This window comes from Flavobacterium zubiriense (assembly GCF_041729725.1).
GTDB lineage: Bacteria > Bacteroidota > Bacteroidia > Flavobacteriales > Flavobacteriaceae > Flavobacterium > Flavobacterium zubiriense.
Genome location: NZ_JBCFQL010000013.1, coordinates 43,444 through 69,905, shown reverse-complemented (window position 1 = coordinate 69,905; position 26,462 = coordinate 43,444). Strand labels below are relative to the sequence as shown.

The following is a 26,462-nucleotide window of genomic DNA, read 5'->3' as shown; positions in this document are numbered from 1 at the left end:
GTGTAACCAAAGTAGCTGTACAGACGGAAAAATTAGTTCAAATTTGCAGTATTAAAAAGAATAATAACTATAAAACTAAAGAATATGTTTTTTCAACACGTTTATGATAAAAGTTTAGCACAAGGCAGTTATGTTATTGGCTGTCAAAAAACTGGAGAAGCCATAGTAATTGACGCGCAACGTGATATTGATATATACATCGACATCGCAAAACAAAATAACCTCCGTATTACACACATAGCTGAAACTCACATTCATGCAGACTTTCTTTGTGGTTCAAGGGAACTTGCAGCAGTAACAAACGCAACAATGTACCTTTCAGACGAAGGAGGCGAAGATTGGCAATACCAGTTCCCTCACAAAGGGCTAAAAGAAGGGGATATTATCAGAGTGGGCAACCTCACATTAGAAGTAATACATACACCAGGCCATACGCCAGAAAGTATAAGCTTTCTATTAACTGATCATCCGGCGACAGATAAGCCCGTTATAGTACTAACAGGTGATTTTGTTTTTGTGGGTGATATAGGCCGTCCTGACTTACTCGAAAAAGCTGCTGGACTTGCTGGTACAAAAGAAGATGGAGCCAAACAAATGTTCCAGTCCTTGAAAAAGTTTGCGGCACTTCCAGAATATGTGCAGGTATGGTCGGGACATGGCGCAGGTTCTGCTTGTGGCAAGGCTTTAGGAGCCGTAGCAAGTTCTACAGTTGGCTATGAGAAAATTAGAAACTGGGCGCTTCAATACAGCGAAAATGAAAAAGGGTTCATCGACTACCTTTTAGCCGACCAGCCTGAACCACCGAAATACTTTGCGATGATGAAGCACTTAAACAAAGTTGATCGTCCGTTACTTATAGATGTTCCGAAACATCCAGAGCTAACCAAAGAGCAGTTTATTTCTGCCTATGAAAAAGGCATGAAGGTAATAGATACCCGCAATAAAGTAGAATTTGCCAAAGGTTTTATTCCTAATTCGCTAAACATTCAGGGTAATAATTCTTTCGCTACTTGGTGCGGTTGGTTATTGAATTACCAAGAGCAGTTTATTTTGGTAGCCGAAGACAGTCAGATGGAAGATTTGACCCGTAAATTGATGCGTATCGGCTTGGACAACATTTTCGGATACATTTCGGATGTAAATGCTACAGGAATTGAGCTCCATACTTCAGATGTCATTTCTTTGGAAGAATTTAAAACCCAGATAGGAAAGGATAATGTGCAGATAGTAGATGTTCGTGGTGCATCGGAATATGAAGCAGGACACGTTCAAGGTGCAGAAAACGTTTTTGTTGGAACATTAATGGACAACTTGGGTAAAATCAGCAAAGACAAACAGGTGGTTATACATTGTCAGGCAGGCGACCGATCAGCCATTGCCTATTCGATCCTTGCCAAAAACGGCTTTAAAAACGTGAAAAACTTTTCTGGAGGAATGAAAGAGTGGTTAGCAGAAAATGGTAAAACAATTGGATGTAATGAAACATCTTGTACAAAAGCTTAAAATTTAAAACTATGGGACTTTTTTCAGCAATATTTGGCAAAACAGATAACAGTCAATTATCAGAAGCTATAAAAGACGGTGCGTTTTTAGTAGATGTTCGCACACCTGACGAGTTTTCGGCAGGCAGTGCAAAAGGAGCGGTAAATATTCCATTGGATAAAGTACCAATGGAATTACCAAAATTCAAGGGCAAGAAAAATATCGTTGTTTTTTGCAGAAGTGGAAATAGAAGCGGACAGGCAAAAAGTATTTTGGAGCAGAGCGGTTTTCAGAATGTTATAAACGGTGGCACTTGGGAAAATGTAAATCAGTTGATAAATGAGTAAAGAAGAAAATAATATAGCCTGTTGCGTAACACAATGCGAAAACCCACTTGACCAAAACTATTGGAATGAACGGTGGCAGAAAAATGAAACAGGATGGGATATGGGACAGGCTTCGCCCGCTATTACGGAGTATATGACACAATACCATGATAAAAATGCAGCTATTCTTATTCCGGGTTGTGGCAATGCCTATGAAGCAGAATTTTTGATAGCGAATGGATTTACGAACATTACACTAATAGATATTGCACCAAAAGCAGTTGAAGCGTTAAAAGAAAAGTTTGCTGACAAAACACAGATAAACGTTTTGTGCGAAGACTTTTTCAATCATCAGGGTAGTTACGATTTGATCATTGAGCAAACATTTTTTTGTGCCATTCCACCTGCTAGAAGAATTGAATATTCAAAAAAAACAGCTTCAATACTCAACGGAAACGGTAAAATAATAGGTGTGCTATTCGACAAACAATTTAACCAACCGTTTCCACCTTTTGGAGGTTGCCCTTGCGAATACAAACCTGTTTTTGAACCGCATTATTTCATCAAAACAATGGATGAATGTTATAACAGCATTCCTTCAAGAGCCAACTCGGAAGTGTTTATTAACCTCATAAAAAAATAGAGAAATGAAAAAGAACATGGGAACAGTCGATAAAGTAATCAGAATACTAGTTGCTGTAGTTATAGGTGTTTTGTACTTTACAAATGTCATTTCAGGAACATTGGCAATCATATTAGGCATATTAGCAGTAGTATTTGTGCTTACATCATTCATTAGTTTTTGCCCCTTGTATTTGCCATTTGGCATTAGCACTTTTAGAAAGAAAATAAGATGATACACAATATAGCAGTAGAAAACATTAAATGTGGTGGCTGTATGAACAGCATAAAAACCGCTTTAATGAAAATAAATGGTGTTGAAAATGTAAGTATTGACAAAGACACCGAAACCGTAACTATTGATGCTACGGTTGAAAAAATATTTCTTATAAATGCTCTTTCAAAAATGGGTTATCCCGAAAAAGGAAATAATGACCTATTAAAAAAAGCAAAATCGTATGTGAGCTGTGCTATTGGAAAAATAAATTGATTATGAAAAACTATCTAAGAACTTGGAATTTTATGCGTGTATTGCGATTGGCATTAGGCATTTTCGTGATAGCACAGGGTATTCAGTCAAAAGAATGGTGGTTTGTGGTAATGGGTGGATTATTTTCTTTAATGCCTATACTTAATATAGGATGTTATGGTGTTTCGGCTTGCAATACATCTATATCAAAAAACAACAAAAAATTGGAGAATACAGCCTATGAAGAAGTATGTTAGTTAAACAAATTTAATGTTGGAAATTAAAGATTTAGTGATTATGGATACAAATAACAAAAAACAGCATTGGGAAAACGTTTACGAAACTAAAAACCCTAACCAGGTAAGCTGGACACAGGAAATGCCTAAAACATCTCTTGATTTTATTTCTTCGTTCAGATTGGAGAAACAGGCAAAAATTATTGATATAGGAGGTGGCGACAGCAAATTAGTTGACCATTTACTTAATCAGGGGTATGAGAACATTAGTGTTCTTGATATATCAGCAAAAGCACTTGAAAAAGCTAAAAATCGCTTAGGAGACAAAGCTAAAAAAGTAAATTGGATAGTTAGTGATATTACAGAATTTCAACCCAATACACAATATGATATTTGGCATGATAGAGCAGCATTTCACTTCCTAACAACAACAGAACAAATTGAAAAATATTTGCACATAGCAAGGATGTCTGTAACTGGCTTCATGATGATTGGAACTTTTTCCGAAAGCGGACCAACAAAATGCAGTGGTCTTGAAATCGAACAATATTCTGAACAAAGTTTAACCAAAACACTTGAAAATGGCTTCGACAAAATCCTTTGCATTTCAGAAAGCCATACGACACCTTTCGATACAACTCAAGATTTTTTATTCTGCAGCTTCAAAAGAAATATGTAGGAGATGATGCAAGCATTATTAATATTGATGTTGACAATTAACCTCAAGCAGCAACAACACATAAAGTACGAAGTGTACCCACTTATTATTATTTAAAAATGGTAAACAGCTTTGGCGTCAGTCGGGCATAGTCCCCTTAAACGAATTGGAAAGATTAATTAACGAAAATATATAAAAATAAATGTTAGAATTTTTGAAACAACCCTGGCCTTGGTACGTAGCCGGTCCGTTAGTGGGGCTTACAGTACCAGCATTATTAATTTTAGGAAATAAAAATTTTGGCATTAGTGCCAATTTACGTCATGCTTGTGCAGCTTGTTTGCCAGCTAATATTTCTTTTTTTAAATATGATTGGAAAAAAGAAATTTGGAATATATTTTTTGTAGTTGGAATACTAATTGGAGGTGTAATCGCTTTTAGTTTTTTAGCCAATCCAAACCCTATAATCATTAATGAGAATTTGAGAACTGAATTAGCAAGCTACGGTATAAAAAATATCAACGGAATGTTGCCACAAGAAATTTTTTCTTGGGAAAATCTCTTTACAATAAAAGGATTTTTAATGATGGTTGTCGGTGGTTTTATGATAGGTTTTGGTTCTCGTTATGCAGGTGGCTGCACAAGTGGACATGCAATTTCTGGATTATCAAATCTGCAATTGCCATCGCTAATTGCTACTTGCTGCTTTTTTATTGGCGGATTAATTATGGCAAACATTATACTTCCAATAATTCTCTCTCTTTAAATTATAATACAAATGAAAAATATAGATAAAAACAAAGATTTCGAAACCCGCTCATTAGACACAGTATGCATAAATGAAAGCCATTTAGAGCACAAATGGTACCACAATATCAAATACTTAATAGTAGGTTTATTATTCGGAATAGTATTTATAAAAGCCGAAATAATCAGTTGGTACCGCATACAAGAAATGTTTCGTTTTCAATCTTTTCATATGTACGGTGTTATTGGTAGTGCTGTTATAGTTGGTGCAATTTCGGTATTTATGATTAAAAAACTTAATATAAAAACCATTTATGGCGAAAAAATAGAGTTTCATGATAAGAAATTTAATAAAGGTCAGATCATTGGTGGACTTATTTTTGGTTTAGGCTGGGCTATTACAGGTGCGTGTCCTGGATCTATTTTCGCACAAATTGGAACTGGAGTGACTGTGATGATTATAACTTTATTCTTTGCGATTGTTGGCACATGGGTGTATGGTTATTTTAGAAATAAGCTACCTCATTAATTAACGTTTATGTATTGGTTTAAAAGATTGCTGGTAACAGCGATATGGATATCTATTGCTCAAACTTTACAGGCACAAGATCATTACAACGCTTGGTTTCGAGGTACCTTGAGCATTCCAGTCGGCGAAAAATTTAAAATAGATAACGAGCTTCAGCACAGGAGACAAAACGGCTTTGAAAACGAGAATATGTTAGGTGAAAACTTGATGTTTGCTTTCAGGAATTGGTTACATTATCAACACAGTCAAGATGTGAAATTTTCCTTATCTCCCTTAGCTTATTTTAAGAACTACAAGATTATTCAAAAACATTTAGACGAAACTACTATACCAAGCAGTGAAATTCGTTTTTCGGCGGCAGTTGAATTACAACACGAGATACTGAAAAAATTTTATATAGTAGATAGGTCAGCTGCCGAATATCGAATATTTGACAACAATCAAGCAGACATCATCCGGCTTCGAAACCGTTTTGGCTTTCGCTACGACTTTACTGGAAGACTAAAGATTGGTGTTTTTGACGAATTGCTTTTTAATCTTTCTGGCACAACATACCATCATTTCTTTGATCACGATCGTTTAGGGCTGAATATCGAATACAAACTTGTACCAAATGTAAAATTTGACATTGGTTATATGCACATTACTCGCTTACCTTTGAATAGTACAACAAAACTGCATGAAAATAATCTCTATCTCAATTTTACCTATCAACTAAAAAAGAAGAATAACAAAACATCAATTCCACCAATGTAACAAAAGTTACAGTGTAATGAAAACAGATAGCCTAACTTTGCGAGTTAAGAATTTCTAAATAATGTTGATTATGCTAATCAAAGGAAAGTTTACGACTATTATGGTTGTATTTATAATCTTGTTCTTTCACGGAAATAAATTACAAGCCCAAAGCTATTTTTTTGAGCGGGTATATGATGAAACACTTGCACAGGCAAGTTTTGTCATCGGTGATCTGAATACCAAAGAAGCTATTGTTATTGACCCCAAACGCGACATAGATACCTATTTGGAAATTGCCAAAATTAACAATCTCAAAATAATTAAAGCAACTGAAACGCACATCCATGCAGATTTTTTAAGTGGCTCCCGTGAATTGGCTGCTGCCACAGGTGCAGAGTTGTTACTATCTGATGAGGGAGGAACAGATTGGCAATATCAATTTCCACATACGGGATTGAAGGAAGGCAGTATAATCTTCATTGGACAGGTAGAAATTAGCGTAATGCACACACCCGGACATACACCTGAAAGCATCACTTTTTTGGTAAGAGATACGAAAGTTCCTGTAACACCACAAAGAGCCATTACGGGAGATTTTATTTTCGTGGGCGATGTTGGTCGTCCTGACCTACTGGAAAAAGCAGCTGGGCAAGAAGGCTCACAGGAGCTTGGCGCAAAACAGCTTTATGCTTCCATACAGAAGTTTTCAAAATTGCCTGATGATTTGGAGATATGGGCTGGACACGGGGCTGGATCATTCTGCGGTAAGAGCCTAAGTACCATTCCTCATTCTACACTAAGGGAAGAAAAGCAGAACAGCAAAGCATTCCAATTTAAAAATGATGAAAAGGGGTTTGTGCACTACATCTTGAACGGGCAGCCAACACCACCAAAATATTTTGCTATGATGAAGCACTTGAATAAAGTAGATCGACCGTTGCTGATACAGGTTCCTATTCATCCAACACTTAACCCGACCTCTTTTCAAAAAGCAATAGATAACAAATTACTGATTATTGATACCCGCAATAAAAACGAGATTGCCAAAGCTCACATTCCGGGAAGCCTGCATATAGAAAACGGAAAATCATTTTCCACTTGGGTAGGTTCTTTGATAGATTATCAACATCAAATTGTATTGATAACTGATGAAAACCACATGGAGGATCTGACACGTAAGATGATGCGTATCGGGATGGACAACATCTACGGGTTTGTGATCAGCTTAAATAAGATGAATGTGGCACTGGAAAAATCCGATCTCGTTAACATTGAGGAACTGAAAAAGCACTTGAACAAGAAAGATGTTCAAATCATAGATGTGCGAACCGAAAGCGAATACGACAACGGACATATCAAAGGTGTAGAAAATATTGTTCTTACTTCATTAGAAAAAAATATTCAAAAAATCAGTAAAGATAAGCCTGTCATTGTTCATTGCCAAAGCGGAGTGCGAGCTGCAATGGCATACTCTATATTGAGAAGAAACGGAATTAAAAACCTAAGTATTTATTTAGGTGGTATTAACGAGTGGACAGAACAAAAGAATGAATTAACCAGGTAATTTAAACTATCTAAAGCGTCAAATTAAAATAGTAGTGGATGTTAAAAAATATTAAAACACAGGCTTTCGTTTGGATTGTTAGTTTAATTAAAGTATTTTAGCATATTGATGGATAATAAAATATCACATAGTCTAAAAAGTTTTCAGCGATACCTTTTTGTATTCGCTGCATTTCTTGTGATGTTTCTTTCATCTTGCTCAGTTAAGGCTAGTATTAAAACACTTGCTGGTTTCCCTCCAAAAACTGAACAAGGTATACCTAAAGGCAACCATAATTTATCTGTAAATACATTTGAAAAATGTTCACAGATTGATTTTGTCGATAGCCAAATTGATCATAAATCATCGTATAGTCCTCACGATTTATTACCAGTAATTCTTCTTGCAGTTACTACTATTTTCTTTTTTGGTATCCGCCAAGAAAGAAAAGAAACTAAACACCCACTTTATGGTGGTAGTGGAAAAATTCGTAATTCTATCTCTATCTTTTTAGAATACCGAAAACTTCTCATTCATTTCTCCCTTTAGTTTCTTTTCCTAATTTGAACGCAATGTCTCATTTAGGATGTATTTCTATTTTTTCCCTTTTTAAAAAATAAACTGAAGTCGTCATGACGGCTTTTAAAAATCGTACATCAATATGATAAAACATATTATGGCGGTCACTTTGTTGTGGCTAGCCGTTGTTGTTGCTTTTCCGCTATATGCGCAGCAACACAAGGAACACACCTTAGGCAGTTTGTGGCCTAAAGTTGAAGAAAATTATCCGGGTATTAGTGCAAAAACATCGGAGATTGATGCCGCAAAATTCAACCAACGGGCAGTTAAGGGCAATATGCTTCCCCAAATTAACGCACAGGCACAAAATACTTATGGAACTTACGAAGGTAGTGCAGGTGGTTTTTTCCCACAGCCTGGTTTTTTTAACGTAAATGGCCCAGTACCATTAGATGGTAGTTCTACCGCAGCCAATACCTTTGGCTCCGCTATTGTGAATTTTGAAATGTTCTCTTTCGGAAAGCTCCGTAAGCAGAACGAGGCTGCGGGTGCTTTATATAACAAATCGGTCAGCGATAAAGATGCTTACCTGCTCAACCTAAAAAAGACATTATCTGAAAGGTACATCATTCTTCTTTACAATAATGCTAAGCTGCAATGGACCCAAAAGAATGCCGAACGTCTTGACGACATCCGGAAAATAACTTCGGGATTGTCAGCATCAGGCCTAAGACCTGCGGCAGACAGCTTGCTTGCTTCATCATCGTATGTGCAGGCAATGGGCGAGCATGACAAATGGTATGGCTTTAAAAATGCTTCTTATATTAAACTATTGGAGTTGTATGCCAATGATACCATAGATTTCACAGCATCAATCGACCGTTTCGGTAATCCCACAGAAAATGGTTTAAATAAATTAAATACCATTAATCCTTCGCACCCCATATTAGATGCGCTAGACAAGCAGTCGGAGTATTATACTTTAAGTGGTGAGGCACAAAAAAGAGCTTCTCTGCCTTCGATCAACTTGCTGGGTGGTTATGCTTATCGGGGCACTGGCATCAGCCCTAACGGAAACGTATCGGGAGCATGGAAAGACGGGTTCAGCAATACCACCAATAATTTTTTGGCAGGTGTCGGCATTACCTGGAATTTGACTAATCTGCATACTAACCGGATGAAAGGCGAACAACTGTTTAAAGAAGCCGAAAGTACGAAGCTACTTCAATCACAGTACCAGCTGGCAATGCAAGCAGATTTATCTGCTTCGCAGGCAAAAATTGTTCAGCAATACCAACAGCTTCAGAAAACGAAGCTGGCCGTACAGCAGTCGCAAGATGCGTACAATATGTACCTCGCAAGGTACAAAAGCGGTTTAATTACGCTAAGCGAACTTTTACAGATACGCATTTTGCTTGAACAGGCAGAGAATGTACATATCGAGGCTTCCCGTGAATATTGGGGATTGCTAGCTTATGAAGCGGAGCTAACTGCAGATTTCGACTTTTTATTCAACAACCTTTAAATAATCGTATATGAACATTATAAGATTTGCGTTAAGAAAACCAATTGCGATTATGGTTGTCGTACTAGCAATAGCTTTCTTTTCCTATAATACCGTAAAAAAAATAAACGTAGACATTTTTCCCGAAGTGGAATTGCCTGCGATGTATGTTGCTATGCCTTACGGTGGACTGTCCCCAGCTTATATGGACGGGTTTATGGCTAACGAGTTCCAAAAGGTACTTCTTTTTGTGAGTGGAGTAAAAAACATTGATTTTAAAAGCGTACAGGGGCTAACCCTGATGAAGCTGACCTTTTATCCCGGAACGGATATGGCACAAGCTGCTGGAGAGGTATCAACATCGGTCTCAAGGGCAATGGGTTTCCTACCGCCCGGAGCAGTTCCACCTATGGTAGTAAGATTTGACGGTAGTTCGCTTCCAGTAGGTAACCTTGTTTTTGAAAGCGACCAGCGTTCCGTAAATGAAATACAGACATTGGCATTGACCAAAATCAGACCAATGTTCGTACAAATCCCAGGCATTACTTCTCCCGCTCCTTTTGGCGGAAATGTACGTTCCATTGTGATCAATATCGATCCTGACGCAATGCAAGCCAATGGATTAAGCCCCGAAGATATTACCGTTGCCATCACTAAAAATAGTCTTCCATCTCCTGCTGGAAGTATTCGCATAGGAGATGAAAACTTGATGGCTCCTATAAACTCTATCGCTAAAGGACCTGCAGAACTATTGAAGACCCCTGTAAAAACAAGCGACAACCGTACTATATATGTTGGCGATGTAGCCCGTGTGGAGGACGGAGCAGATCAAACAGTAGGCTACGCTTTGATAAACGGAAAACGTTCTGTTTACCTGCCTATTATCAAAAAAGCAGATGCCTCCACATTGGATGCCGTGGAGAACCTAAAAGCTGCCATTCCGATGCTGAAAGACCAATTACCTGAAGATGTAAAAGTCAGTTATGAATTTGACCAATCAAATTATATCGAACGTTCCCTTTCCAACCTTATACACGAAGGTATTTTAGGAGCTGTTTTCACGGGATTGGTCATACTATTGTTCTTGGGAGACACACGTGGAGCTATCATTGTGGTATTGACTATTCCAATTGCCATTCTTACAGCAGTTACTGTTTTATATCTCTTAGGGCAAACCATAAATATCATGACATTGAGTGGTCTTGCTCTTTCCATCGGTATTCTCGTTGATGAAGCCACAGTAACCATAGAGAATATCCACCAACATATGGAAATGGGTAAACCCAAGCAACGGGCAATTATAGATGCTTTAATCGAAATTTCTATACCGAAATTATTGATCTTACTATGTATTCTTGCTGTATTGACCCCTGCTTTCATTATGACAGGCATTCCTAGAGATATGTTTATGCCTCTGTCGATGGCGGTTGCCTTTGCAATGATTGCATCCTTTTTGGCTTCACAGACCTTTGTACCGATACTGGCCAACTGGATGATGAAGAACAAGCACAACACAGCAGCCAATACTCCAAGAAAGCGAGCTTTTTTTGAAAAATTCCGGGTAAACTATTCTTACAGGATGCGTAAATGGTCAACCAAGGCTATCCCACTTTTTGTTGTGTATGTGCTGGTAGCGAGTGTAATTGCTGGCGTTTTATTAACAGTTGTTGGCACTGATGTAATGCCAGTTTCCAATAATGGAGATTTTCAGATACGCATACAGGCTCCACAGGGAAGCAGAATAGAAAAAACAGAACAGATTGTTAAAGATATTACAGGAGATATCAAAGCAGAACTGCCTGACAACGGTTTAAATATTACCTCTGCATTTGTAGGTATGCACCCCGCAGGGTCTCCGATAAATCCGATATTCCTTTTCAGTAATTCTTCTCACGAAGCTATACTGCAAATATCTGTCAATAAAGAAGTGTATGATGGATCAATGGAAGAATTCAAAGAGAAAGTCCGTAAAAAGATTATAGAGAAGTACCCCGAAGTCGCATTTAATTTCGAACCAATGGAACTGACCGAAAAGATTATGGGTCAAGGAGCGATGACGCCTATTGAAGTTAAAGTTGGAGCCAATCAGATAAAAGGTGCTTTTGCCCATGCATCAAAAATTGAAGCCAATTTAAAAAAAGTTCCATATCTGAGGGATGTGCGTATTGCCGAACCTATTGCCTATCCAACAATGGAAATTGACGTAAACCGTGACCTTGCTGGACAATTTGGACTGACGATGCAGGATATTACACGTAGCCTTGTTACGGCTACATCATCTACACGCTTTACGGATAAGAACCTATGGATTGATCCTAAATCAGGACTGGTTTTTCAAACACAAGTACAAATTCCAGAGGGCATTATGTCGGAAGAAAGACTTCGGTCACTTCCCTTGAAAGCTGGAAGTCTTCGCCCGGTACTTGAAGATGTAGCAACCATACGAAGGGTTACTTCTCCTGCACAAGTAAACAGAAAGGGGCCTAACCGTTACGTTACCATTGTGGCTAACCTTTACGGAAAAGATTTAGGTACAGCTTCACGAGCAGTTAAACAAGCTATCAAAAATGCTGGAGAGCCACCTCGTGGAACTATTGTTTGGACAGAAGGTACACTACAGCTTTTAGATGATACTTTGGGTAGTCTTTTGGCAGGTTTAGGTGTGGCAATTATAGCTATATTCCTTATGTTGTCGGCTTTTTATCAATCGTTCAAAGTACCGCTTATTATTCTATCGGTATTACCTGCCGTGATTGCCGGTAGTCTTATCATTCTATTCCTCACAGGTAGTACGCTTAACCTGCAATCCTATATGGGTATTATTATGTCGCTTGGTGTATCGGTTTCTAATGCAGTATTATTGGTTAATCAAGCCGAACATTATCGAAAAAAACTGGCACTTAAGCCTGCTAATGCAGCAAGGCTCGCTGCTTCGTCGAGGTTAAGACCAGTGTTGATGACAGCAGCGGCGATGCTTGCCGGAATGTTACCAATGGCAATGGGCTTAGGCGATGGAGCCGAACAAGTAGCACCCTTGGGAAGAGCTGTTATCGGGGGGCTGATTGCTTCCACTGTAACCATCTTGTTATTAGTTCCGCATTTCTTTTCTTCCCTAATGTCGAGGACTTCAATAATCAGTCCTTCGTTAGACCCTGATGATGAAGATAGTAGGTATTATGCAGAACAGTCCGATAAACAAACGATATAATAAACTTAAAAACAAAAACAATGTATCACAGCATTTCAATCAATAAAAAATCAACAACCATACTGGCATTTACCATATCAATGGTATTGTTGCTATCCGCTTGTTCACAAAAAGAGCAGGAAAAAGGACAAACGCAAAATAAGCAGGCAAAACCTGTAAACTATAAAACGGCTCCTCTACAGGTCATCAATCCCGAGTACGAAATAGCCGTTCCAGCAGAACTCAAACCTTTCGAGCAGGTAGCGGTCTATGCAAAGGTTACAGGATTTGTAAAACAAATGTATGTTGACCGAGGCGATCGAGTTCGCAAAGGTCAGCTTTTAGCCGTACTCGAAGCTCCTGAAATGCAACAACAGTATCTTTCTGATAAATCTACAGAGCAAAAGGTTTATAGTGATTACCTGTATGCAAAACAGGCTTATGACAGATTGGTAACGGCTTCCAAAACAACGGGAGCGGTTGCGGATATCGAACTTGACAGAGCTAAAAGTGCGATGGAAAGTGCCAAGTCTGCTTTTGATGCTTCTAAAGCGGGAACGGCACATTCTTCACAGTTACAAAAGTACCTTCGCCTTACAGCACCGTTTGATGGCATAATAACCCAAAGGAATGTTTCTGTTGGGGCATTAGCCGGAACAGGAGGTAATACACCTTTGTTTATGATGGCACAGAGTAATAAACTCCGCCTTACCTTATCCCTACCGGAAAAACACGCATCATCTGTTTATGACGGTATGTCTGCTTCTTTTACCGTAAGCTCGCAGCCAGGTAAGACGTTTGATGCCAAACTATCTCGAACATCTGGATTGCTCGACCAACATGATCGCTCGCTAACACTTGAGTTTGACGTAAATAATACATCGGGCGAATTGCAGGGAGGTGATTATGCGCAGGTCAAGTTGAAATTAAAACGTAAAAACGTGTCTAACTGGGTACAAAGCAAGAGTGTTCTAAACACCCAATCTGGAACGTATGTACTAACATTGAATAACAACGAAGTAAAACGGATTGCTGTAAAGGAAGGTATCCGTTTAGATACAATTACAGAGGTTTTTGGTAATCTTTCTCTGGCCGACAAAATCATTATCAAACCATCTGAAGAAATCAAAGAAGGGAAAATAAAAAAATAGTATTATGAAAATGAATATCAAAAAAATAGCCATACTTCCATTAATAGCAATTACGGGATGGGCATACGCATCAATAAATCGAAATGGCATTAATGCAACTGTGAGCGCAAATCAACAAATAAATATCGAACAGAAATTAGTAACCAATTCTCAAGAAACGCCAGATTTAAAGTTTAAGGACGAAAACGGTAAAACCATTTCGTTAAAATCCTTAAAAGGAAAGGTCGTTTTCATTAATCTTTGGGCTACTTGGTGTCCGCCTTGCATTCACGAAATGCCATCGATTAATGAACTGCGTAAGATTTTTAAGGACAATAAAGATGTCGTATTTCTAATGGTAGATGTGGACGGAAAAATAGAAAAATCAAAAGAGTGGATGAAAAGCAAAAAATTTGATTTGCCAGTTTATGTTCCCGATGGCGAAATACCCCGTGAGTTATTTTCAGGCTCTATCCCTACTACTATTATCGTAGATAAGCAAAACAATATCATCGCAAGGCATGTTGGCGGAGCTGACTATTCGTCAAAGGAAGTGGTTGACCTAGTGACTAAACTATTAAAAGAAAAATAATTAGTAAAACAATGAAAAAGATAATATTTTTTGTGGCATTTTTATTCGCAAGTGCCGCCTCTTTCGGACAAATACTAAAGCCTGTGAAGTGGTCGTATGCTTCTAAACGCGTTAGTGATAAAGAAGCTGTATTGTTCTTTAAGGCAACAATAAACGATGGCTGGCATATCTATTCGCAAACGGTTCCTAAAAACGGTCCACAGCCTACAAGTTTTTCTTTCCATTCGTCAAAAGCTTATCAGTTAAGCGGAAAGGTTCAGGCGGCTAAACCAATTGTCAAACACGACACGACTTTTGATATGGAAGTGGGTTATTATGAAAAATTAGTGGTTTTCCAGCAAAAGGTAAAATTAACAAGCAATGCGCCTACGGTAAAAGGTACGCTTACCTATATGGTTTGTAACGATAAGCAATGCTTACCGCCTGAAGAAGTGGCGTTCAGCATTCCCATAAAATAAAGAATTTAATATGAGATTAATATCAAAAATATTAACGGTACTATTCATCTTTGGTTTGGTGGCTGTTACTGCAAATGCGCAGACAGACAGCCTCGTATCGCATGATGATGTGGAGTTTACAGAAATAACCGAGCAGCAGCCCGTTCAGAAGGAAAGTATTGCAACATCCAAAGAGCCAGAAACTTTGCTAACTAATGAAAACGGGGTAACATTGCAAAAGAATGAAGCTACAACCGATAAAAGTTCCCTTTGGGCAATCTTTATTGCGGGTTTTATCGGCGGCTTTGCAGCATTGTTGATGCCCTGCATTTTTCCGATGCTGCCCTTAACGGTAAGTTTCTTTACCAAAAGCGGTCATACGAAACGCAGGGCGGTAATCCAAGCAATGATATATGGATTGTCTATCATACTCATTTACGTTCTATTGGGTATTTTCATTACGCTAATTTTCGGTGCGGATGCACTCAACAGTCTATCTACAAACGGGATTTTTAATTTTGCTTTCTTCGCTCTTTTAGTTGTATTTGCCTTTTCCTTTTTCGGTGCATTTGAGCTTACATTGCCTGCCTCGCTAGCGAACAAGTTAGACCGTAAAGCTGATCGAGGAGGTTTGCTAGGGCTTTTCTTTATGGCAGCAACATTAGCCGTAGTGTCCTTTTCCTGTACTGGTCCAATTATCGGAACGTTGCTGGTACAGGCTGCAACAATGGGGGAACTTTTAGGTCCCGCCATTGGGATGCTCGGCTTTGCATTGGCATTAGCAATACCGTTCACGCTTTTTGCAATGTTCCCAAGCCTTTTAAAAAGCCTTCCATCTTCGGGAGGTTGGCTGAATAGCGTAAAAATCACACTCGGATTTTTAGAATTAGCTCTTGCTTTGAAGTTTTTGAGCAATGTGGATCTGGCATATCATTGGAATTGGTTCGACAGAGAAGTCTTTTTAGCACTTTGGATTATAATCTTCGGATATTTAGGTTTCTATTTATTAGGAAAAATTCGGTTTCCGAATGATAGTCCAATGGATACATTGAGCCTGCCGAGAATGGTACTGTCAATACTTGTACTATCGTTTACCCTGTATATGGTTCCTGGATTGTGGGGAGCACCTTTAAAATCCATTTCGGCATTTTTACCACCACAGACAACACAAGATTTTGACCTGTATACTTCTTCATTTGGTAGGACAGAGACAAATAATGTCGTCGATAGCAAAGCCCGCAAATATTCGGATATATTCCACGCACCCTTAAACCTTAATGTCTTTTTTGACTATGAGGAGGGAATAGAATATGGAAAGAAAGTGGGCAAACCTGTCATGCTCGATTTCACAGGGCATGCCTGTGTTAATTGCCGTAAGATGGAAGCATCCGTGTGGTCTGATAAAGACGTACACAAGCTATTGAACGAAGAACTTATCATCATCCAACTTTATGTGGACGATAAAACAGAATTACCACAGGCAGAACAATTTGTATCATCATTTAGTGGCAAAAATATACGTACCATAGGAAATAAATGGAGCGATTTTCAGGCGAGTAAGTTTAACTCCAATTCGCAACCTCACTATGTACTTTTAGACCCATCTAACGAGGAAATACTGATCAAACCTACTGGAGCAGATTACAATCAGAAAAGCTATTACGGTTTTATTCAATCTGCAATTAACAAATACAAGAGTAAAAATTTATAGAATAAGTAATTAAAATCATTTAGTATGAAAATGCAATTTAAAAATTTGGCAATTCGTTCTGGTCTTTTCATAATCACAGCTATATCGCTGGCTGCTTGCGGGAATACGGATAAGAAGAAAGAAAATAAGGTAGAGAGCGAGCATTCGACGACGACAGGAGTTGGGACAACGGAAGCACAGGTCTCAACAACTGCCAGCCTTTCCTTTACTGATAAAGATGGAAAAACCGTATCGTTAAGTTCATTAAAAGGTAAGGTAGTATTTATCAACTTTTGGGCAACTTGGTGTCCGCCCTGCATTCAGGAAATGCCTACCATTAACGAACTAAAAGCAAAGTACAAAGGCAATAACGACATCGTATTCCTGATGGTAGATGTAGACAACAAGATGGAAAAATCCACTGCATTTATGGAGAAGAATAAGTATGATTTGCCTGTATATGTTCCAGCCAGCAATATACCTTCTGAATATTTAGGCAGTTCAATTCCAACTACGGTCATACTAGACAAAAGCGGAGATATGATTGCCCGTATCGAAGGTGGTAGGGATTATACAAGTCCCGAGATCATCAAAGTTGTGAATGAACTTGTAGATAGTAACTAATTGATAAAAGAATGAATTATGACTAACAATAAAGAAGTTTCTAATAAGAAACCACCACAGAAAAAGCTACAGTACATTAAGAAAAATGCATTTACCATATTTATGGTAATTGCCGTCGGGATATTGCTTATCAGCCCCGATGCAAAATCATTTGTGCTGCGCCAACTAATGTCAACAGGAATTTTTAACGCGAGTATAGACAAAAAGGATGCGGATACAGTAAGCCTTACAAATACTGATTTTACTTTTACGGACGGAAAAGGGAGCATACAAAATACCTCATCATTAAGAGGAAAAGTAGTGTTTATCAATTTTTGGGCATCTTGGTGTCCACCCTGTCGGGCTGAATTTCCATCTATTGAAACTCTGTATACCCAATTTAAGGATAACCCTGGCATTTTCTTTCTAACCCTCAACGAGGACAATGACCCGGCTGCGGGAAGGGCATATCTGGAAAAAGAAAATTTTTCAGTTCCAATGTATCAGTCCAGCGGTAATGTTCCAACGGAAGTGTTTTCCGGTTCATTACCAACAACCGTAGTATTGGATAAGAAAGGTAAAGTCAGGCTTCATCATACCGGATTTGCCAATTACGCATCTGAAAAATTTGTAAAGGAAATAGAAGAATTAATAAATGAACAATAAAAACAATAAAATGAAAAAACTACAAGCTTTGCTAATAGCCGTACTATGTTTTATGTCTATTAGCATTTTTGCGCAACAAAAACCAGATACCACTTTTGAGCCCGCGAAAGCATACAAAAAACATTACAATGCGCTTTATATCTTGAACGAAGCAGAGGATAAAAAAATAAAGGGGATCCTTCGCAACATCAATAATGTACTAAGTGACCCACGGTTGAAAGGTAAATTACAGATAGAAGTCCTTGCGTTTTCTGACGGTGTGGAAATGTATAAAAAAGCTAACAGCTACCAAAAATTATTGGTTGCACTCAAAGATAAGGGCGTTTTATTTGTCCAGTGTTCTAAAACAATGGAAGAACGAAAAATTGACAAGAACGAATTGTTTGATTTTGTGAACTACGTCCCTAGCGGTAATGGAGAAATTATATTAAGGCAATACGAAGGCTGGGCAATTGTTCATCCATAATCAAAAATGCTTTAAAACTTTAAATTATATATAATGGAATTATCAATAGGATTTATAAATGATGTACACGGTTATCTTGAACCACACCCAGAACTATTTTATGGTAAGGACGGGGAATTTATTAAAACAGCAGGAGGCTATGCAAAAATCGCCTCTGTTTTCGAGAAGATAAGAAAAGAGAATGAACACACCTTGTTTTTTGACGGAGGCGATACCTTTCACGGAACCTTACCCGTAGTGGCTTCCAGAGGCGAAGTACTAATTCCAATTTTAAACAAACTTAGTTTTAGTGCAATGGTGGGACATTGGGATTTTGCCTATAGGCCGGAACATCTTTTAGCATTAGATAAACTACTTAATTATCCCGTATTAGGTGTCAATGTTTATAAGGATGACGGTACCCTACTGCTGAAACCGTATTCATTTATTGAGGTAGGTAATCAAAAAATTGCTGTAATCGGTATTTGTGCCAATATTATCGATAAGACGATGCCTGCTAAGTTCAAACAAGGAATTTATGTAACTGACGGAATGGATGAAATAAACGGTTATGTAAAAGAAGTAAAGGGATTGGGAGCAAGTTTGGTCATATTACTTTCGCACAATGGCTACCCGCAGGATATTGAATTACTTAAAAGTACAACAGGAATTGATATATGTTTAAGTGCGCACACCCACAACAGAATATATGAACCTGTAAAAGTAAAAGATACCATAATAATACAGTGTGGTTGCCACGGCTCTTTTGTGGGACATCTTAAACTTTCCATCGTAGATAATAAAATTATAAATTATCAATACAAGCTTATAGAAGTGAACGAAGATGTTGCGAGCCATAAACCAGTAGAACATATTGTAAATGACATTATGGCTTCATACAGAAACTTGCAAGAAGATGTTGTTGGGAGAACGAATACCATATTACATCGGTATGATGCTTTCTCATCATCTATGGATAATCTGTTATTAAAAGCAATTAGCAAGGCTGCTGGTGTAAACATAGCATTTTCTAACGGATGGCGTTACGGTGCGCCTATTGATAAAGGAAATATTACGATGTGGGATTTGTACAGTATGGTTCCTATGAACCCAATCATTTCTACCGTTGATATGACGGGACAAGAGATCATTGATATGTTGGAAGAAAACTTTGAACGTACTTTTTCAGCTAATCCTATGAAACAAATGGGCGGTTACTGTAAACGATATTTAGGATTACAGATCAAATTCCACATTGAAAATCCGTATGGCTATCGTATTGAGGAAATCTACTACGAGAACGAACATTTAAAAAAACAAAAAACATATAAGGTTGCCTATATCACTGAACAAGGTGTGTCAGAAAAATATGGAACCAACAGAACACATTTAAAAGTAACTGCGGTACAAGCTCTTGTTGATTATTTAAAAACAAATTCCTAACACCATAAATCTTTTTGCAATGAAAACCACATAGCTAAAATTATATCGGGGTTCTTACCCATTACGATTTTAATCTTAAACTAAAATCTATGGAAAAATACTATAATGAATGCGTACAGAAACTCGAAGAAAAAATCAAGGAGTTGACATTGGAAGTAGATGACCCAATCTTACTGCCACAGGAAGTTATTGTGCTTATAGTAGATTGCTTATCAAAGTTAAAAGAATTTGTATTAAAACGAGGTTTTAAAAATAAACAAGAAGAAATCTACTTCTTTAAAAAGTTGAAACCTGTTATTCTGTCCAAATTAATTTATTACAATGCTATTTATAAGATAGAAACCAAAAAGCCTTATGGAAATGGGAAAACAATAAAGAAGTATATTGACAATGAATTAGCAAAACTAAAAAGATTTTTTGATAACAACCTCGAATTTTATAAGTATTATAGAACCAATAGCATCTATCTTGATGAGAGGTATTTTGTAAGAGGTGGTTATGATGTGAGATTAAGCATAGATACTTACTATTTTGAAACTGATCACAATTTTACAACTTCACACGACTATAAAGTAGCTAAAATAATTGCCAATGATTTGATACAAGTATATCTCGAAGACCAACTGAATAATAAAAATCAGAAAAAAGTATTTGATTATTCTTCATTAAATTGGACTGGAAGTAAAACTGCTTTAACCGAATTGGTTTACGGCCTATATTCACAAGGAGTATTTGATAATGGTAATGCCGATTTAAAACTGATTGCTAAAACATTCGAATGTACCTTTAATATTGATTTGGGGGATTTCTATCATACATTTATGGAGCTTAAATCACGAAAAGTGAACAGGACAAAATTTCTTGATAGTATGCGTGATACTTTGATCAAAAAAATGGATGAGGAGGATGAAGTAAAATAACTTTCTTATTAAATTCCTCTTGATAGATGAATTGTAATAGCTTTTGTTTGTTCATTCTCTTTTGAAATTTTTATAGTTTGCTTCTGTTTTTCGGTTTGTTCTGCTGGTTCTTCTTTAGGTTCCGGAGTGATAGACAACTGTATCTTCCGTTCAACGGCAGCCAGTTCCGTTTTGAGTTCGCTCAATCGGCTCTCTTTAGACCACATACCGTTTACCACGTTCTGAAGAACAGGTAAATCCTTCTGTATTTCCGCAATTTTCTTTTGCTCCTGCTCGATATAGCCCGGCAATTTCTCCAGTGCATTAAGAAAGTTCATAGCCGCCAGCTTCTCATCTTTAGCAATTAAACCGTTGTTGTAGGTATATTTGATATTGCCCTCTCCCTGCACTAAAAAGCGGTTTACCCGTATATCCACGCCCTCCTTTTCGGACATTTCGGTTTTGACATACAAGGTAAATCCGTACAGGCTTCCTATTTCTTCATACTGACCTCCGGTGCGGGCTTTGTCCGCAAGCTGGTTAAGCTTTGCACCGATTTGTTTTATATCCGCATTGGGCGGTAAACCGTCCAACTGTACAGGATTTGCAATTGTACCATCCGAACGTTTTTGAATACGCCCTTGTAGATTATTCCAATCAAGGCTCATACGGTCAAAGCGGGATTGGGCTTTATCAAGTTCAGCCGTATAGTCTTCCAATTTGTACTTCGCACTATACTTTGAACGGTTGAACGCCTGTTTTTCGCTTTCTAACCCCGCAATCTGTTTTTCTAATTTAGCTTTATCCAACAGGTCGGTATTTCCTGATAGGATAGCCACATATTCCGAAAAATTCATTCCCGATTTTTCGTCCATACTGCCCTCGTCAATGGTTCGTTTGCCGAGATTGTTGTTTTTCAATTGGTCTATGAATAGTTGTTTATTGTATAGTAGGTTAAACTTATAGCTGTCCAATGATTTTTCTACGGCATAAATGATTACATCTACTTTATTACCTGCGAAGAACTTGGCAATTTCATTGCCTTTGCGAACAGCTCTGCCGTCCCTTTGGGCAAGGTCACTTGGTCGCCACGGTGTATCCAAATGGTGAACAGCAACGGCTCTTTTTTGTGCGTTAACTCCTGTGCCCAACATACTTGTAGAACCGAAAAGTATGCGGATTTTACCTTCATTCATTCCTTTGATAAGCTCTTTGCGTTGCTTGTCATTTTTTGCTTCCTGAATAAAACGTACTTCGTTCGCAGGGATACCGTGGTCTTCCACAAGCTTGCGTTTGATTTCGGAATACACATTCCATTCGCCTGGCTTGTAGGTTCCCAAATCGGAGAAAACAAACTGCGTTCCTTTTTGTGCATTATATTGGTTGTAATATTTAGCAATGTTGTCCGCACAATGCGAAGCCTTATTGTCGGGGTGGTCATCATACGCACCGCTTACCATCCGCATATCCAAAGACATCTTACGGGCATAATCAGTAGCGATGAGCATTTTTGCCTTTTCTTCAGATGGAGATAAAGGAGCTCTTCCTAATAAAGAAGCATTTCCCGATTTGGCAAATTCCATTAGTTTTTGAATAAACACTTCCTGATCGGGTGTAGGTGGTATGTTATATAATACCTCATTCTTGTTAGGGCGGTCAATGCCTATATCCTTAGCCGTTCGGTAATCCGTTATTTCTGAATAGAATTGCGCCAACTCCGGCACTTTGATAAAATAGCGGAAACGTTCTTTTGCAACAATATTATTGGCAACCGAAAATTCATAATCGGTTGTTTTCCTTGCGTAAATAGCAGCCCAGGCATCAAAAGAATGAATGCCCTGTTTTTCCATTGCTCTTGGTCTGAGGTATTTGAATAATAGGTACAGTTCGGTTAACGAATTACTGATGGTCGTTCCGGAAAGGAAAGTTGCTCCCATATCCGCATTAATGCGTTCCTGAATGGTGCGGATAGCAAACAAAAGGTTGATTGCCTTTTGGCTTCCGTCAACATTACCCAATCCTGCAACTCTGGAATGTCTTGTGTTAAACATCAAGTTTTTGAATTGATGGCTTTCGTCCACAAGCAAATGGTCAATGCCCATCATCTTAAAATCCACTACGTCATCTTTGCGATTTTCAATATCGTGTTGCAGGGTTTTGAGTTTAACTTCGAGGTTTTCTTTCCGCTTGATTACTCCAGCAAGCATACCCCTGGTCACTTCCTTGCCTTGTGATTGTAGTGCATCGAGGTTTCGTTCTACACTATCCAATTCGATTTGGAGAATTTCCTTTTGTATTTCGGGCGATTGCGGTATCATCCCAAATTGGTCGTGTGTGAGGATTACGCAATCCCAATCATTGTTTTTAATATCCCCGAAAATCCTCATCCGCTTTTGAGGTGTAAAATCCTCTTTGCCTGGAAACAGAATTTTAGAGTGTGGATAGGCAGTGCGGTAGGCTTCGGCAATTTCGTGAACATTGCTTTTCAGCCCGATAATCATAGGTTTATGGGCTAAGCCCAAACGCTTCATTTCCTGTGCTGCGGTACACATTACCAACGTTTTTCCTGCACCTACTTCGTGGTCGCAGATAGCACCATTGTTCAGTTTTATCATCCAAACGGTGTCTTTTTGGCTCGAATACAAGTCTTCAATACCTAATGCCTTACGGTCTAAACCCGGAAAGTCCTGATGGCTTCCGTTATAGTTCGGTCGAACGAAGCAATTAAAAGTATCGTTGTATTGGTCGGTCAGCCTGTTTTTAAACTCATCGTTTTGGGCGTGTAGCCATTCGGTAAATGCGGTACGGATTTCGTCAATCTTGGTGTTCGCCATTTGTATGGCTTCCATATCCCGTACCTTGACTTCTTGGTCGCCAACCGTAATTTTTTTAGTAATATCAGGCGTGGTATTGACAAGGGCGTGTTTAAGCAGGGCAATACCGTCAAACGTCCGGCTTTCAGCTTTGACAGCGTATTTTTCCCATATATGCAAATTCTTACGGTCGCACTTTACGGAAAAGTCATCCGAACTTTCAGAATAATGAACTAGTACGTCCGTATCAAAAAGATGTGAAGCAAAACGGGCATAAATACCAGTGGGTATCCAGCGTTCACCTAAATTAAAATCGAGTTCCTCAAACTCAATTCGTCTTGGTCGGGCTTCTTCCAAAACAGTAAGGCTTGTTTTGGCTTCGATATCATTGGGATTGTTTTCAATGTAGTTCTGTATCTCTTGGGCTTTTTCTACCACGTTCCCTGCAATCCAGCGTTCAGATATTTCATATTCTTTTTGCAAAGGATTGTAGTAAATACGACCGTGTAATGCTTCTTTTAAAGCCTCGTCCGTCATACCGCTGATTTCGGACATATAGTCCAAATCCACGCTTCCGTATTTGTTCAGCGCAGCCGCTAACGCTTCTTCGGGATTGTCCGTTGCTATGGTTATGGTAGAAAAACTAACAGGGCGGCTGAATATATCGGCTTTGTGTACCACACCACCAACCACACGCTCCAGATAAGGGATCTCCTTACCGGAGCTATCCGTTTTTATGAGTTTGATGTTATCGGCACTGTTGAGGTTACCGTACTTTTTGACAAACTCATCATAAAGACGGTTAAGGTTTTCCCTTTCTCCTTTGTGTTCGGTCTGAAACTTTGCCTCTTTGTTGTAAAGCTCTTGGTAAACATCACGTAACGCAATGTATGCTTCGGCTCTTGCTTTCTGTGAAGTCGGTAATTGCAAAGGATGAAAAATTGCTTTTTCATTTGATGTATCTATATCTTGCAGATGACCGACCCAACCATTATCTGCGACTAGGCAATCGTTACGGTAGAATGGATGCAGTTTGCCACTATAAGGAGCAGGTTCTGGAATAGTATCGGGAACGACTGGCTTATCAGTTTGACCATTCCCGTTTATTGTTGAAAACAGGTCGCCAATAGCTTCCTGTTTTTTGCCATTGGTAGATGTATTTCCATTGGTGACACTATTAGTAACAGGTGGCGCATAAGGCTGCTGCATCGAACTACCGAACAGGTCAGGTTGGCGACCTATTGCACGGCTAATTTTGTTGATGCTTTGCCTTTTAACTTGTGTTGTTCTTTTGGGCGGAGCAACAACCATAACAGGTTCGTACGCATTTTCAAACAGGTCAAAAATGCTTAGCTGTTTCAATTCCTGTGTAGTGTCTTGATTACTTGCAGGAGTTGGTACAAGCTGTGGCTGAATGGCTACGGGTTCGACAATTGGAGGCTTTACCTTTGGAGTAGCGGGAATTTGTATTATAGGTTCATCGTTCCGTTCGCCTTTGTATAAATTCAAATTAAGATGCTTCCCAAAATCATTGATAAGCATTTGTTTGAGGTCTTTAGCAATTCCCTCAACCCCGTCTTTGTGTGTATAAATTAGTGCAGATTGTCCATAAGGGTCGGTATCTAATTTCCGATCGGTATGTACAATCCTTGCGCTATCCTGAAAGAGTGCATTGCCAGGAGTATTGTATTCTGTTTGCCTGCTTTGGCAAAACAGGTCTTCCCTTTCGGTCAGACTTTGTTTCGCCGTGTTCTTTTGCAGAATAATCAGATCGCTTCCGACCTCCGTTCCTGCATATTCCGTAAACAGGTTATTGGGCAATCGAACGACTGAAACCAAATTGTTATCCTGCATCAACGCCCTGCGTATCGGTTCGTTCTTTGGGCTATTGAGAATACCCTGCGAAGTAATGTAAGCCAACAAGCCACCCTCACGCAACATATCAGCACCTTTCAGGAAAAAATAATTGTGTATGCTTCGGGAAGCCTGCACTTTTGCACTGTCCTTGCTTCGGGAGTAGGAAAGGTCGAATACAGAAGTATCGCCAAATGGAATATTACTGGCGATTACATCATAGCTGTTTTGTTCCTTTTCGGGTATTTCCTCAAAACCACTTATACGGATATTGCTATCGGGATAAAGCTGATTTAAAATCTTGCCTGTGAGCAAGTCTTTTTCATAGGCAGTAACACTGGCTTTTTGATTTTCTGAAAAGGATTGTATAAATGAGCCGATACCTGCGGAGGGTTCAAGGAACTTATTAATGTTTAAACCGCTTTCACGCAAGGTTGCGGAAATCGTATCAATGATTTGTGGTGGTGTATAAAAAGCCGTCAGAACAGAGCTTTTCATACCGTCCACATACCTGCGGTATTGCTTTTCGTCTTCGGAATTTTCCTTGAGTAGCTGGTGGAGTTCCTGCGTAATCGGGAAAAGCTCATGTTCCGTTTTTCTCCAATGATTGATGTCTATTTCGTTCGCTATGGGGTTCAGCACGAATTTAAGACCGCCAAATCCGCTGTATTGCATCATTAGCAGTCTTTCGCCTACTGTGGCTTGTCGTTTCTCCTTTTCTAGTCTAAAAGCAATTCGCAGGGCATCAATGTTCTTTTGGAGATGTTGCTTCTTACTGAAGCCCATTTTCCTCTATCCATATTGCGATGGTTCCTGTTATTTCGGTATAGAGTAGGTCGTACTCTGTGTTATAAGCGAAATCATCGGTTAGTTGATAGCCGGAGAAAGCCGGCTCACAAACAGGGAACATTTTAAGAGCGAACGGTCGCAGTTCCTCATCCGCCATTATGGTATCAAACTCATTGCATACGACTTGGAAAACTGTATCGAATTTGGAGAAGTGCAAGCCCTCAAAAAGAATGTAATTGGCTATTTCGTTGCATTGTTCAATAGTATTTCCCGAACGAAAAGCGCCCTCGTAGGCATTAGTAGCCCACAAGGAACGTTGTTCAATAAATTTTTGGTCGTTTGCTTTTTCTGGGAAGCTGGTATTTAATAATTCTTGTAGTCGTAACCTGAAATATGATAGGTCTTTTTGTTGTGTATCCATACTATAATTTATTAGAGTTTTAAAATTATAACAGTTTAGAAGAGCCTTTGTATAAGTGGTAGAGTTTGGCTTCGAGAGGATGGATTTGGCGTGTACTTATAAAATACAGGAGAAATTAATT

Annotated in this window: 25 protein-coding genes; 23 read left to right on the top strand and 2 right to left on the bottom strand. The window is 38.7% G+C overall.

What is annotated here, in order from left to right; genetic code table 11:
* The first annotated feature begins 84 nt into the window (after nt 1-84).
* The 23 genes from AAGV28_RS12645 (at nt 85) to AAGV28_RS12535 (ending at nt 20,485) form a co-directional block, all read left to right on the top strand.
* Complete coding sequence (locus AAGV28_RS12645; RefSeq protein ID WP_373407136.1) at nt 85-1,503, top strand: MBL fold metallo-hydrolase; 1,419 nt, start codon at nt 85-87, stop codon at nt 1,501-1,503.
* A gap of 11 nt (nt 1,504-1,514) precedes the next feature.
* Complete coding sequence (locus AAGV28_RS12640; RefSeq protein ID WP_041516039.1) at nt 1,515-1,829, top strand: rhodanese-like domain-containing protein; 315 nt, start codon at nt 1,515-1,517, stop codon at nt 1,827-1,829.
* Nucleotides 1,822-2,451: a methyltransferase gene (locus tag AAGV28_RS12635; protein ID WP_041516040.1), complete on the top strand. Its 630-nt coding sequence runs from the start codon at nt 1,822-1,824 to the stop codon at nt 2,449-2,451. Before AAGV28_RS12640 ends, AAGV28_RS12635 begins: the two co-directional genes overlap by 8 nt.
* A 4-nt stretch (nt 2,452-2,455) precedes the next feature.
* Nucleotides 2,456-2,665 carry a YgaP family membrane protein gene (locus tag AAGV28_RS12630; RefSeq protein ID WP_084607906.1) on the top strand — a complete coding sequence of 70 codons (210 nt, stop codon included), beginning with the start codon at nt 2,456-2,458 and terminating at the stop codon, nt 2,663-2,665.
* Nucleotides 2,662-2,919, top strand: coding sequence for a heavy-metal-associated domain-containing protein (locus AAGV28_RS12625; protein WP_084607907.1), 258 nt, complete (start codon nt 2,662-2,664; stop codon nt 2,917-2,919). The genes AAGV28_RS12630 and AAGV28_RS12625 overlap by 4 nt, the downstream gene beginning before the upstream one ends.
* Before the next feature lie 2 nt (nt 2,920-2,921).
* Nucleotides 2,922-3,155, top strand: a complete 234-nt coding sequence (locus AAGV28_RS12620) for a hypothetical protein (RefSeq protein ID WP_041516041.1) — start codon at nt 2,922-2,924, stop codon at nt 3,153-3,155.
* Nucleotides 3,156-3,195: 40 nt separating this feature from the next.
* Nucleotides 3,196-3,813 carry a class I SAM-dependent methyltransferase gene (locus AAGV28_RS12615; RefSeq protein WP_041516142.1) on the top strand — a complete coding sequence of 206 codons (618 nt, stop codon included), beginning with the start codon at nt 3,196-3,198 and terminating at the stop codon, nt 3,811-3,813.
* A gap of 181 nt (nt 3,814-3,994) precedes the next feature.
* The gene (locus tag AAGV28_RS12610) at nt 3,995-4,558 is read left to right on the top strand and encodes a YeeE/YedE family protein (protein WP_041516042.1); all 564 of its coding nucleotides are present in this window, start codon (nt 3,995-3,997) and stop codon (nt 4,556-4,558) included.
* A gap of 12 nt (nt 4,559-4,570) precedes the next feature.
* Nucleotides 4,571-5,068 carry a DUF6691 family protein gene (locus tag AAGV28_RS12605; RefSeq protein WP_373407135.1) on the top strand — a complete coding sequence of 166 codons (498 nt, stop codon included), beginning with the start codon at nt 4,571-4,573 and terminating at the stop codon, nt 5,066-5,068.
* Nucleotides 5,069-5,095: 27 nt separating this feature from the next.
* Nucleotides 5,096-5,824 (top strand): DUF2490 domain-containing protein, encoded by a 729-nt coding sequence (locus tag AAGV28_RS12600; protein WP_373407134.1) that lies wholly within the window; start codon nt 5,096-5,098, stop codon nt 5,822-5,824.
* 70 nt (nt 5,825-5,894) lie between these two features.
* A complete protein-coding gene (locus AAGV28_RS12595; protein WP_041516143.1) occupies nt 5,895-7,370 on the top strand; it encodes an MBL fold metallo-hydrolase in 1,476 nt (491 codons plus the stop codon).
* 108 nt (nt 7,371-7,478) lie between these two features.
* Nucleotides 7,479-7,898: a hypothetical protein gene (locus AAGV28_RS12590; RefSeq protein ID WP_041516045.1), complete on the top strand. Its 420-nt coding sequence runs from the start codon at nt 7,479-7,481 to the stop codon at nt 7,896-7,898.
* A 112-nt stretch (nt 7,899-8,010) separates the two neighbouring features.
* On the top strand, nt 8,011-9,393 hold the full coding sequence (locus AAGV28_RS12585) for a TolC family protein (protein WP_041516046.1): 1,383 nt from the start codon (nt 8,011-8,013) through the stop codon (nt 9,391-9,393).
* A 10-nt stretch (nt 9,394-9,403) separates the two neighbouring features.
* Nucleotides 9,404-12,580, top strand: a complete 3,177-nt coding sequence (locus tag AAGV28_RS12580) for an efflux RND transporter permease subunit (RefSeq protein WP_103913867.1) — start codon at nt 9,404-9,406, stop codon at nt 12,578-12,580.
* Nucleotides 12,581-12,600: 20 nt separating this feature from the next.
* On the top strand, nt 12,601-13,710 hold the full coding sequence (locus AAGV28_RS12575; protein ID WP_052480059.1) for an efflux RND transporter periplasmic adaptor subunit: 1,110 nt from the start codon (nt 12,601-12,603) through the stop codon (nt 13,708-13,710).
* Between the two features lie 4 nt (nt 13,711-13,714).
* Entirely contained in the window at nt 13,715-14,281 is a 567-nt protein-coding gene (locus AAGV28_RS12570) for a TlpA family protein disulfide reductase (RefSeq protein ID WP_041516048.1), read from the top strand.
* An 11-nt stretch (nt 14,282-14,292) separates the two neighbouring features.
* Nucleotides 14,293-14,739, top strand: coding sequence for a protein-disulfide reductase DsbD N-terminal domain-containing protein (locus tag AAGV28_RS12565; protein WP_041516049.1), 447 nt, complete (start codon nt 14,293-14,295; stop codon nt 14,737-14,739).
* A gap of 10 nt (nt 14,740-14,749) precedes the next feature.
* Nucleotides 14,750-16,429: a protein-disulfide reductase DsbD family protein gene (locus AAGV28_RS12560; RefSeq protein ID WP_041516050.1), complete on the top strand. Its 1,680-nt coding sequence runs from the start codon at nt 14,750-14,752 to the stop codon at nt 16,427-16,429.
* 24 nt (nt 16,430-16,453) lie between these two features.
* Nucleotides 16,454-17,032 (top strand): TlpA family protein disulfide reductase, encoded by a 579-nt coding sequence (locus tag AAGV28_RS12555; RefSeq protein ID WP_041516051.1) that lies wholly within the window; start codon nt 16,454-16,456, stop codon nt 17,030-17,032.
* A gap of 18 nt (nt 17,033-17,050) precedes the next feature.
* The gene (locus tag AAGV28_RS12550; RefSeq protein ID WP_041516052.1) at nt 17,051-17,677 is read left to right on the top strand and encodes a TlpA family protein disulfide reductase; all 627 of its coding nucleotides are present in this window, start codon (nt 17,051-17,053) and stop codon (nt 17,675-17,677) included.
* 10 nt (nt 17,678-17,687) lie between these two features.
* Nucleotides 17,688-18,143: a DsrE family protein gene (locus tag AAGV28_RS12545; RefSeq protein ID WP_041516145.1), complete on the top strand. Its 456-nt coding sequence runs from the start codon at nt 17,688-17,690 to the stop codon at nt 18,141-18,143.
* 33 nt (nt 18,144-18,176) lie between these two features.
* Nucleotides 18,177-19,565: a bifunctional metallophosphatase/5'-nucleotidase gene (locus AAGV28_RS12540; protein ID WP_041516053.1), complete on the top strand. Its 1,389-nt coding sequence runs from the start codon at nt 18,177-18,179 to the stop codon at nt 19,563-19,565.
* A gap of 89 nt (nt 19,566-19,654) precedes the next feature.
* Entirely contained in the window at nt 19,655-20,485 is an 831-nt protein-coding gene (locus tag AAGV28_RS12535; protein ID WP_041516054.1) for an RteC domain-containing protein, read from the top strand.
* Between the two features lie 8 nt (nt 20,486-20,493).
* Here AAGV28_RS12535 and AAGV28_RS12530 read toward each other — a convergent pair whose 3' ends face one another.
* Together AAGV28_RS12530 and AAGV28_RS12525 are read right to left on the bottom strand one after the other, a co-directional pair.
* A complete protein-coding gene (locus AAGV28_RS12530; RefSeq protein WP_041516055.1) occupies nt 20,494-25,917 on the bottom strand; it encodes an N-6 DNA methylase in 5,424 nt (1,807 codons plus the stop codon).
* Nucleotides 25,904-26,341, bottom strand: a complete 438-nt coding sequence (locus tag AAGV28_RS12525; protein WP_041516056.1) for a DUF1896 domain-containing protein — start codon at nt 26,339-26,341, stop codon at nt 25,904-25,906. Before AAGV28_RS12525 ends, AAGV28_RS12530 begins: the two co-directional genes overlap by 14 nt.
* Nucleotides 26,342-26,462 lie beyond the last annotated feature (121 nt).

Coding starts and splice junctions, on each gene's coding strand:
- AAGV28_RS12605 (WP_373407135.1), top strand. CDS start 4,571: ATGAAAAATATAGATAAAAACAAAGATTTCGAAACCCGCTCATTAGAC.
- AAGV28_RS12530 (WP_041516055.1), bottom strand. CDS start 25,917: ATGGGCTTCAGTAAGAAGCAACATCTCCAAAAGAACATTGATGCCCTG.
- AAGV28_RS12555 (WP_041516051.1), top strand. CDS start 16,454: ATGAAAATGCAATTTAAAAATTTGGCAATTCGTTCTGGTCTTTTCATA.
- AAGV28_RS12590 (WP_041516045.1), top strand. CDS start 7,479: ATGGATAATAAAATATCACATAGTCTAAAAAGTTTTCAGCGATACCTT.
- AAGV28_RS12535 (WP_041516054.1), top strand. CDS start 19,655: ATGGAAAAATACTATAATGAATGCGTACAGAAACTCGAAGAAAAAATC.
- AAGV28_RS12615 (WP_041516142.1), top strand. CDS start 3,196: ATGGATACAAATAACAAAAAACAGCATTGGGAAAACGTTTACGAAACT.
- AAGV28_RS12560 (WP_041516050.1), top strand. CDS start 14,750: ATGAGATTAATATCAAAAATATTAACGGTACTATTCATCTTTGGTTTG.
- AAGV28_RS12610 (WP_041516042.1), top strand. CDS start 3,995: ATGTTAGAATTTTTGAAACAACCCTGGCCTTGGTACGTAGCCGGTCCG.
- AAGV28_RS12630 (WP_084607906.1), top strand. CDS start 2,456: ATGAAAAAGAACATGGGAACAGTCGATAAAGTAATCAGAATACTAGTT.
- AAGV28_RS12580 (WP_103913867.1), top strand. CDS start 9,404: ATGAACATTATAAGATTTGCGTTAAGAAAACCAATTGCGATTATGGTT.
- AAGV28_RS12565 (WP_041516049.1), top strand. CDS start 14,293: ATGAAAAAGATAATATTTTTTGTGGCATTTTTATTCGCAAGTGCCGCC.
- AAGV28_RS12570 (WP_041516048.1), top strand. CDS start 13,715: ATGAAAATGAATATCAAAAAAATAGCCATACTTCCATTAATAGCAATT.
- AAGV28_RS12545 (WP_041516145.1), top strand. CDS start 17,688: ATGAAAAAACTACAAGCTTTGCTAATAGCCGTACTATGTTTTATGTCT.
- AAGV28_RS12595 (WP_041516143.1), top strand. CDS start 5,895: ATGCTAATCAAAGGAAAGTTTACGACTATTATGGTTGTATTTATAATC.
- AAGV28_RS12645 (WP_373407136.1), top strand. CDS start 85: ATGTTTTTTCAACACGTTTATGATAAAAGTTTAGCACAAGGCAGTTAT.
- AAGV28_RS12635 (WP_041516040.1), top strand. CDS start 1,822: ATGAGTAAAGAAGAAAATAATATAGCCTGTTGCGTAACACAATGCGAA.
- AAGV28_RS12525 (WP_041516056.1), bottom strand. CDS start 26,341: ATGGATACACAACAAAAAGACCTATCATATTTCAGGTTACGACTACAA.
- AAGV28_RS12575 (WP_052480059.1), top strand. CDS start 12,601: ATGTATCACAGCATTTCAATCAATAAAAAATCAACAACCATACTGGCA.
- AAGV28_RS12540 (WP_041516053.1), top strand. CDS start 18,177: ATGGAATTATCAATAGGATTTATAAATGATGTACACGGTTATCTTGAA.
- AAGV28_RS12585 (WP_041516046.1), top strand. CDS start 8,011: ATGATAAAACATATTATGGCGGTCACTTTGTTGTGGCTAGCCGTTGTT.
- AAGV28_RS12550 (WP_041516052.1), top strand. CDS start 17,051: ATGACTAACAATAAAGAAGTTTCTAATAAGAAACCACCACAGAAAAAG.
- AAGV28_RS12640 (WP_041516039.1), top strand. CDS start 1,515: ATGGGACTTTTTTCAGCAATATTTGGCAAAACAGATAACAGTCAATTA.
- AAGV28_RS12620 (WP_041516041.1), top strand. CDS start 2,922: ATGAAAAACTATCTAAGAACTTGGAATTTTATGCGTGTATTGCGATTG.
- AAGV28_RS12625 (WP_084607907.1), top strand. CDS start 2,662: ATGATACACAATATAGCAGTAGAAAACATTAAATGTGGTGGCTGTATG.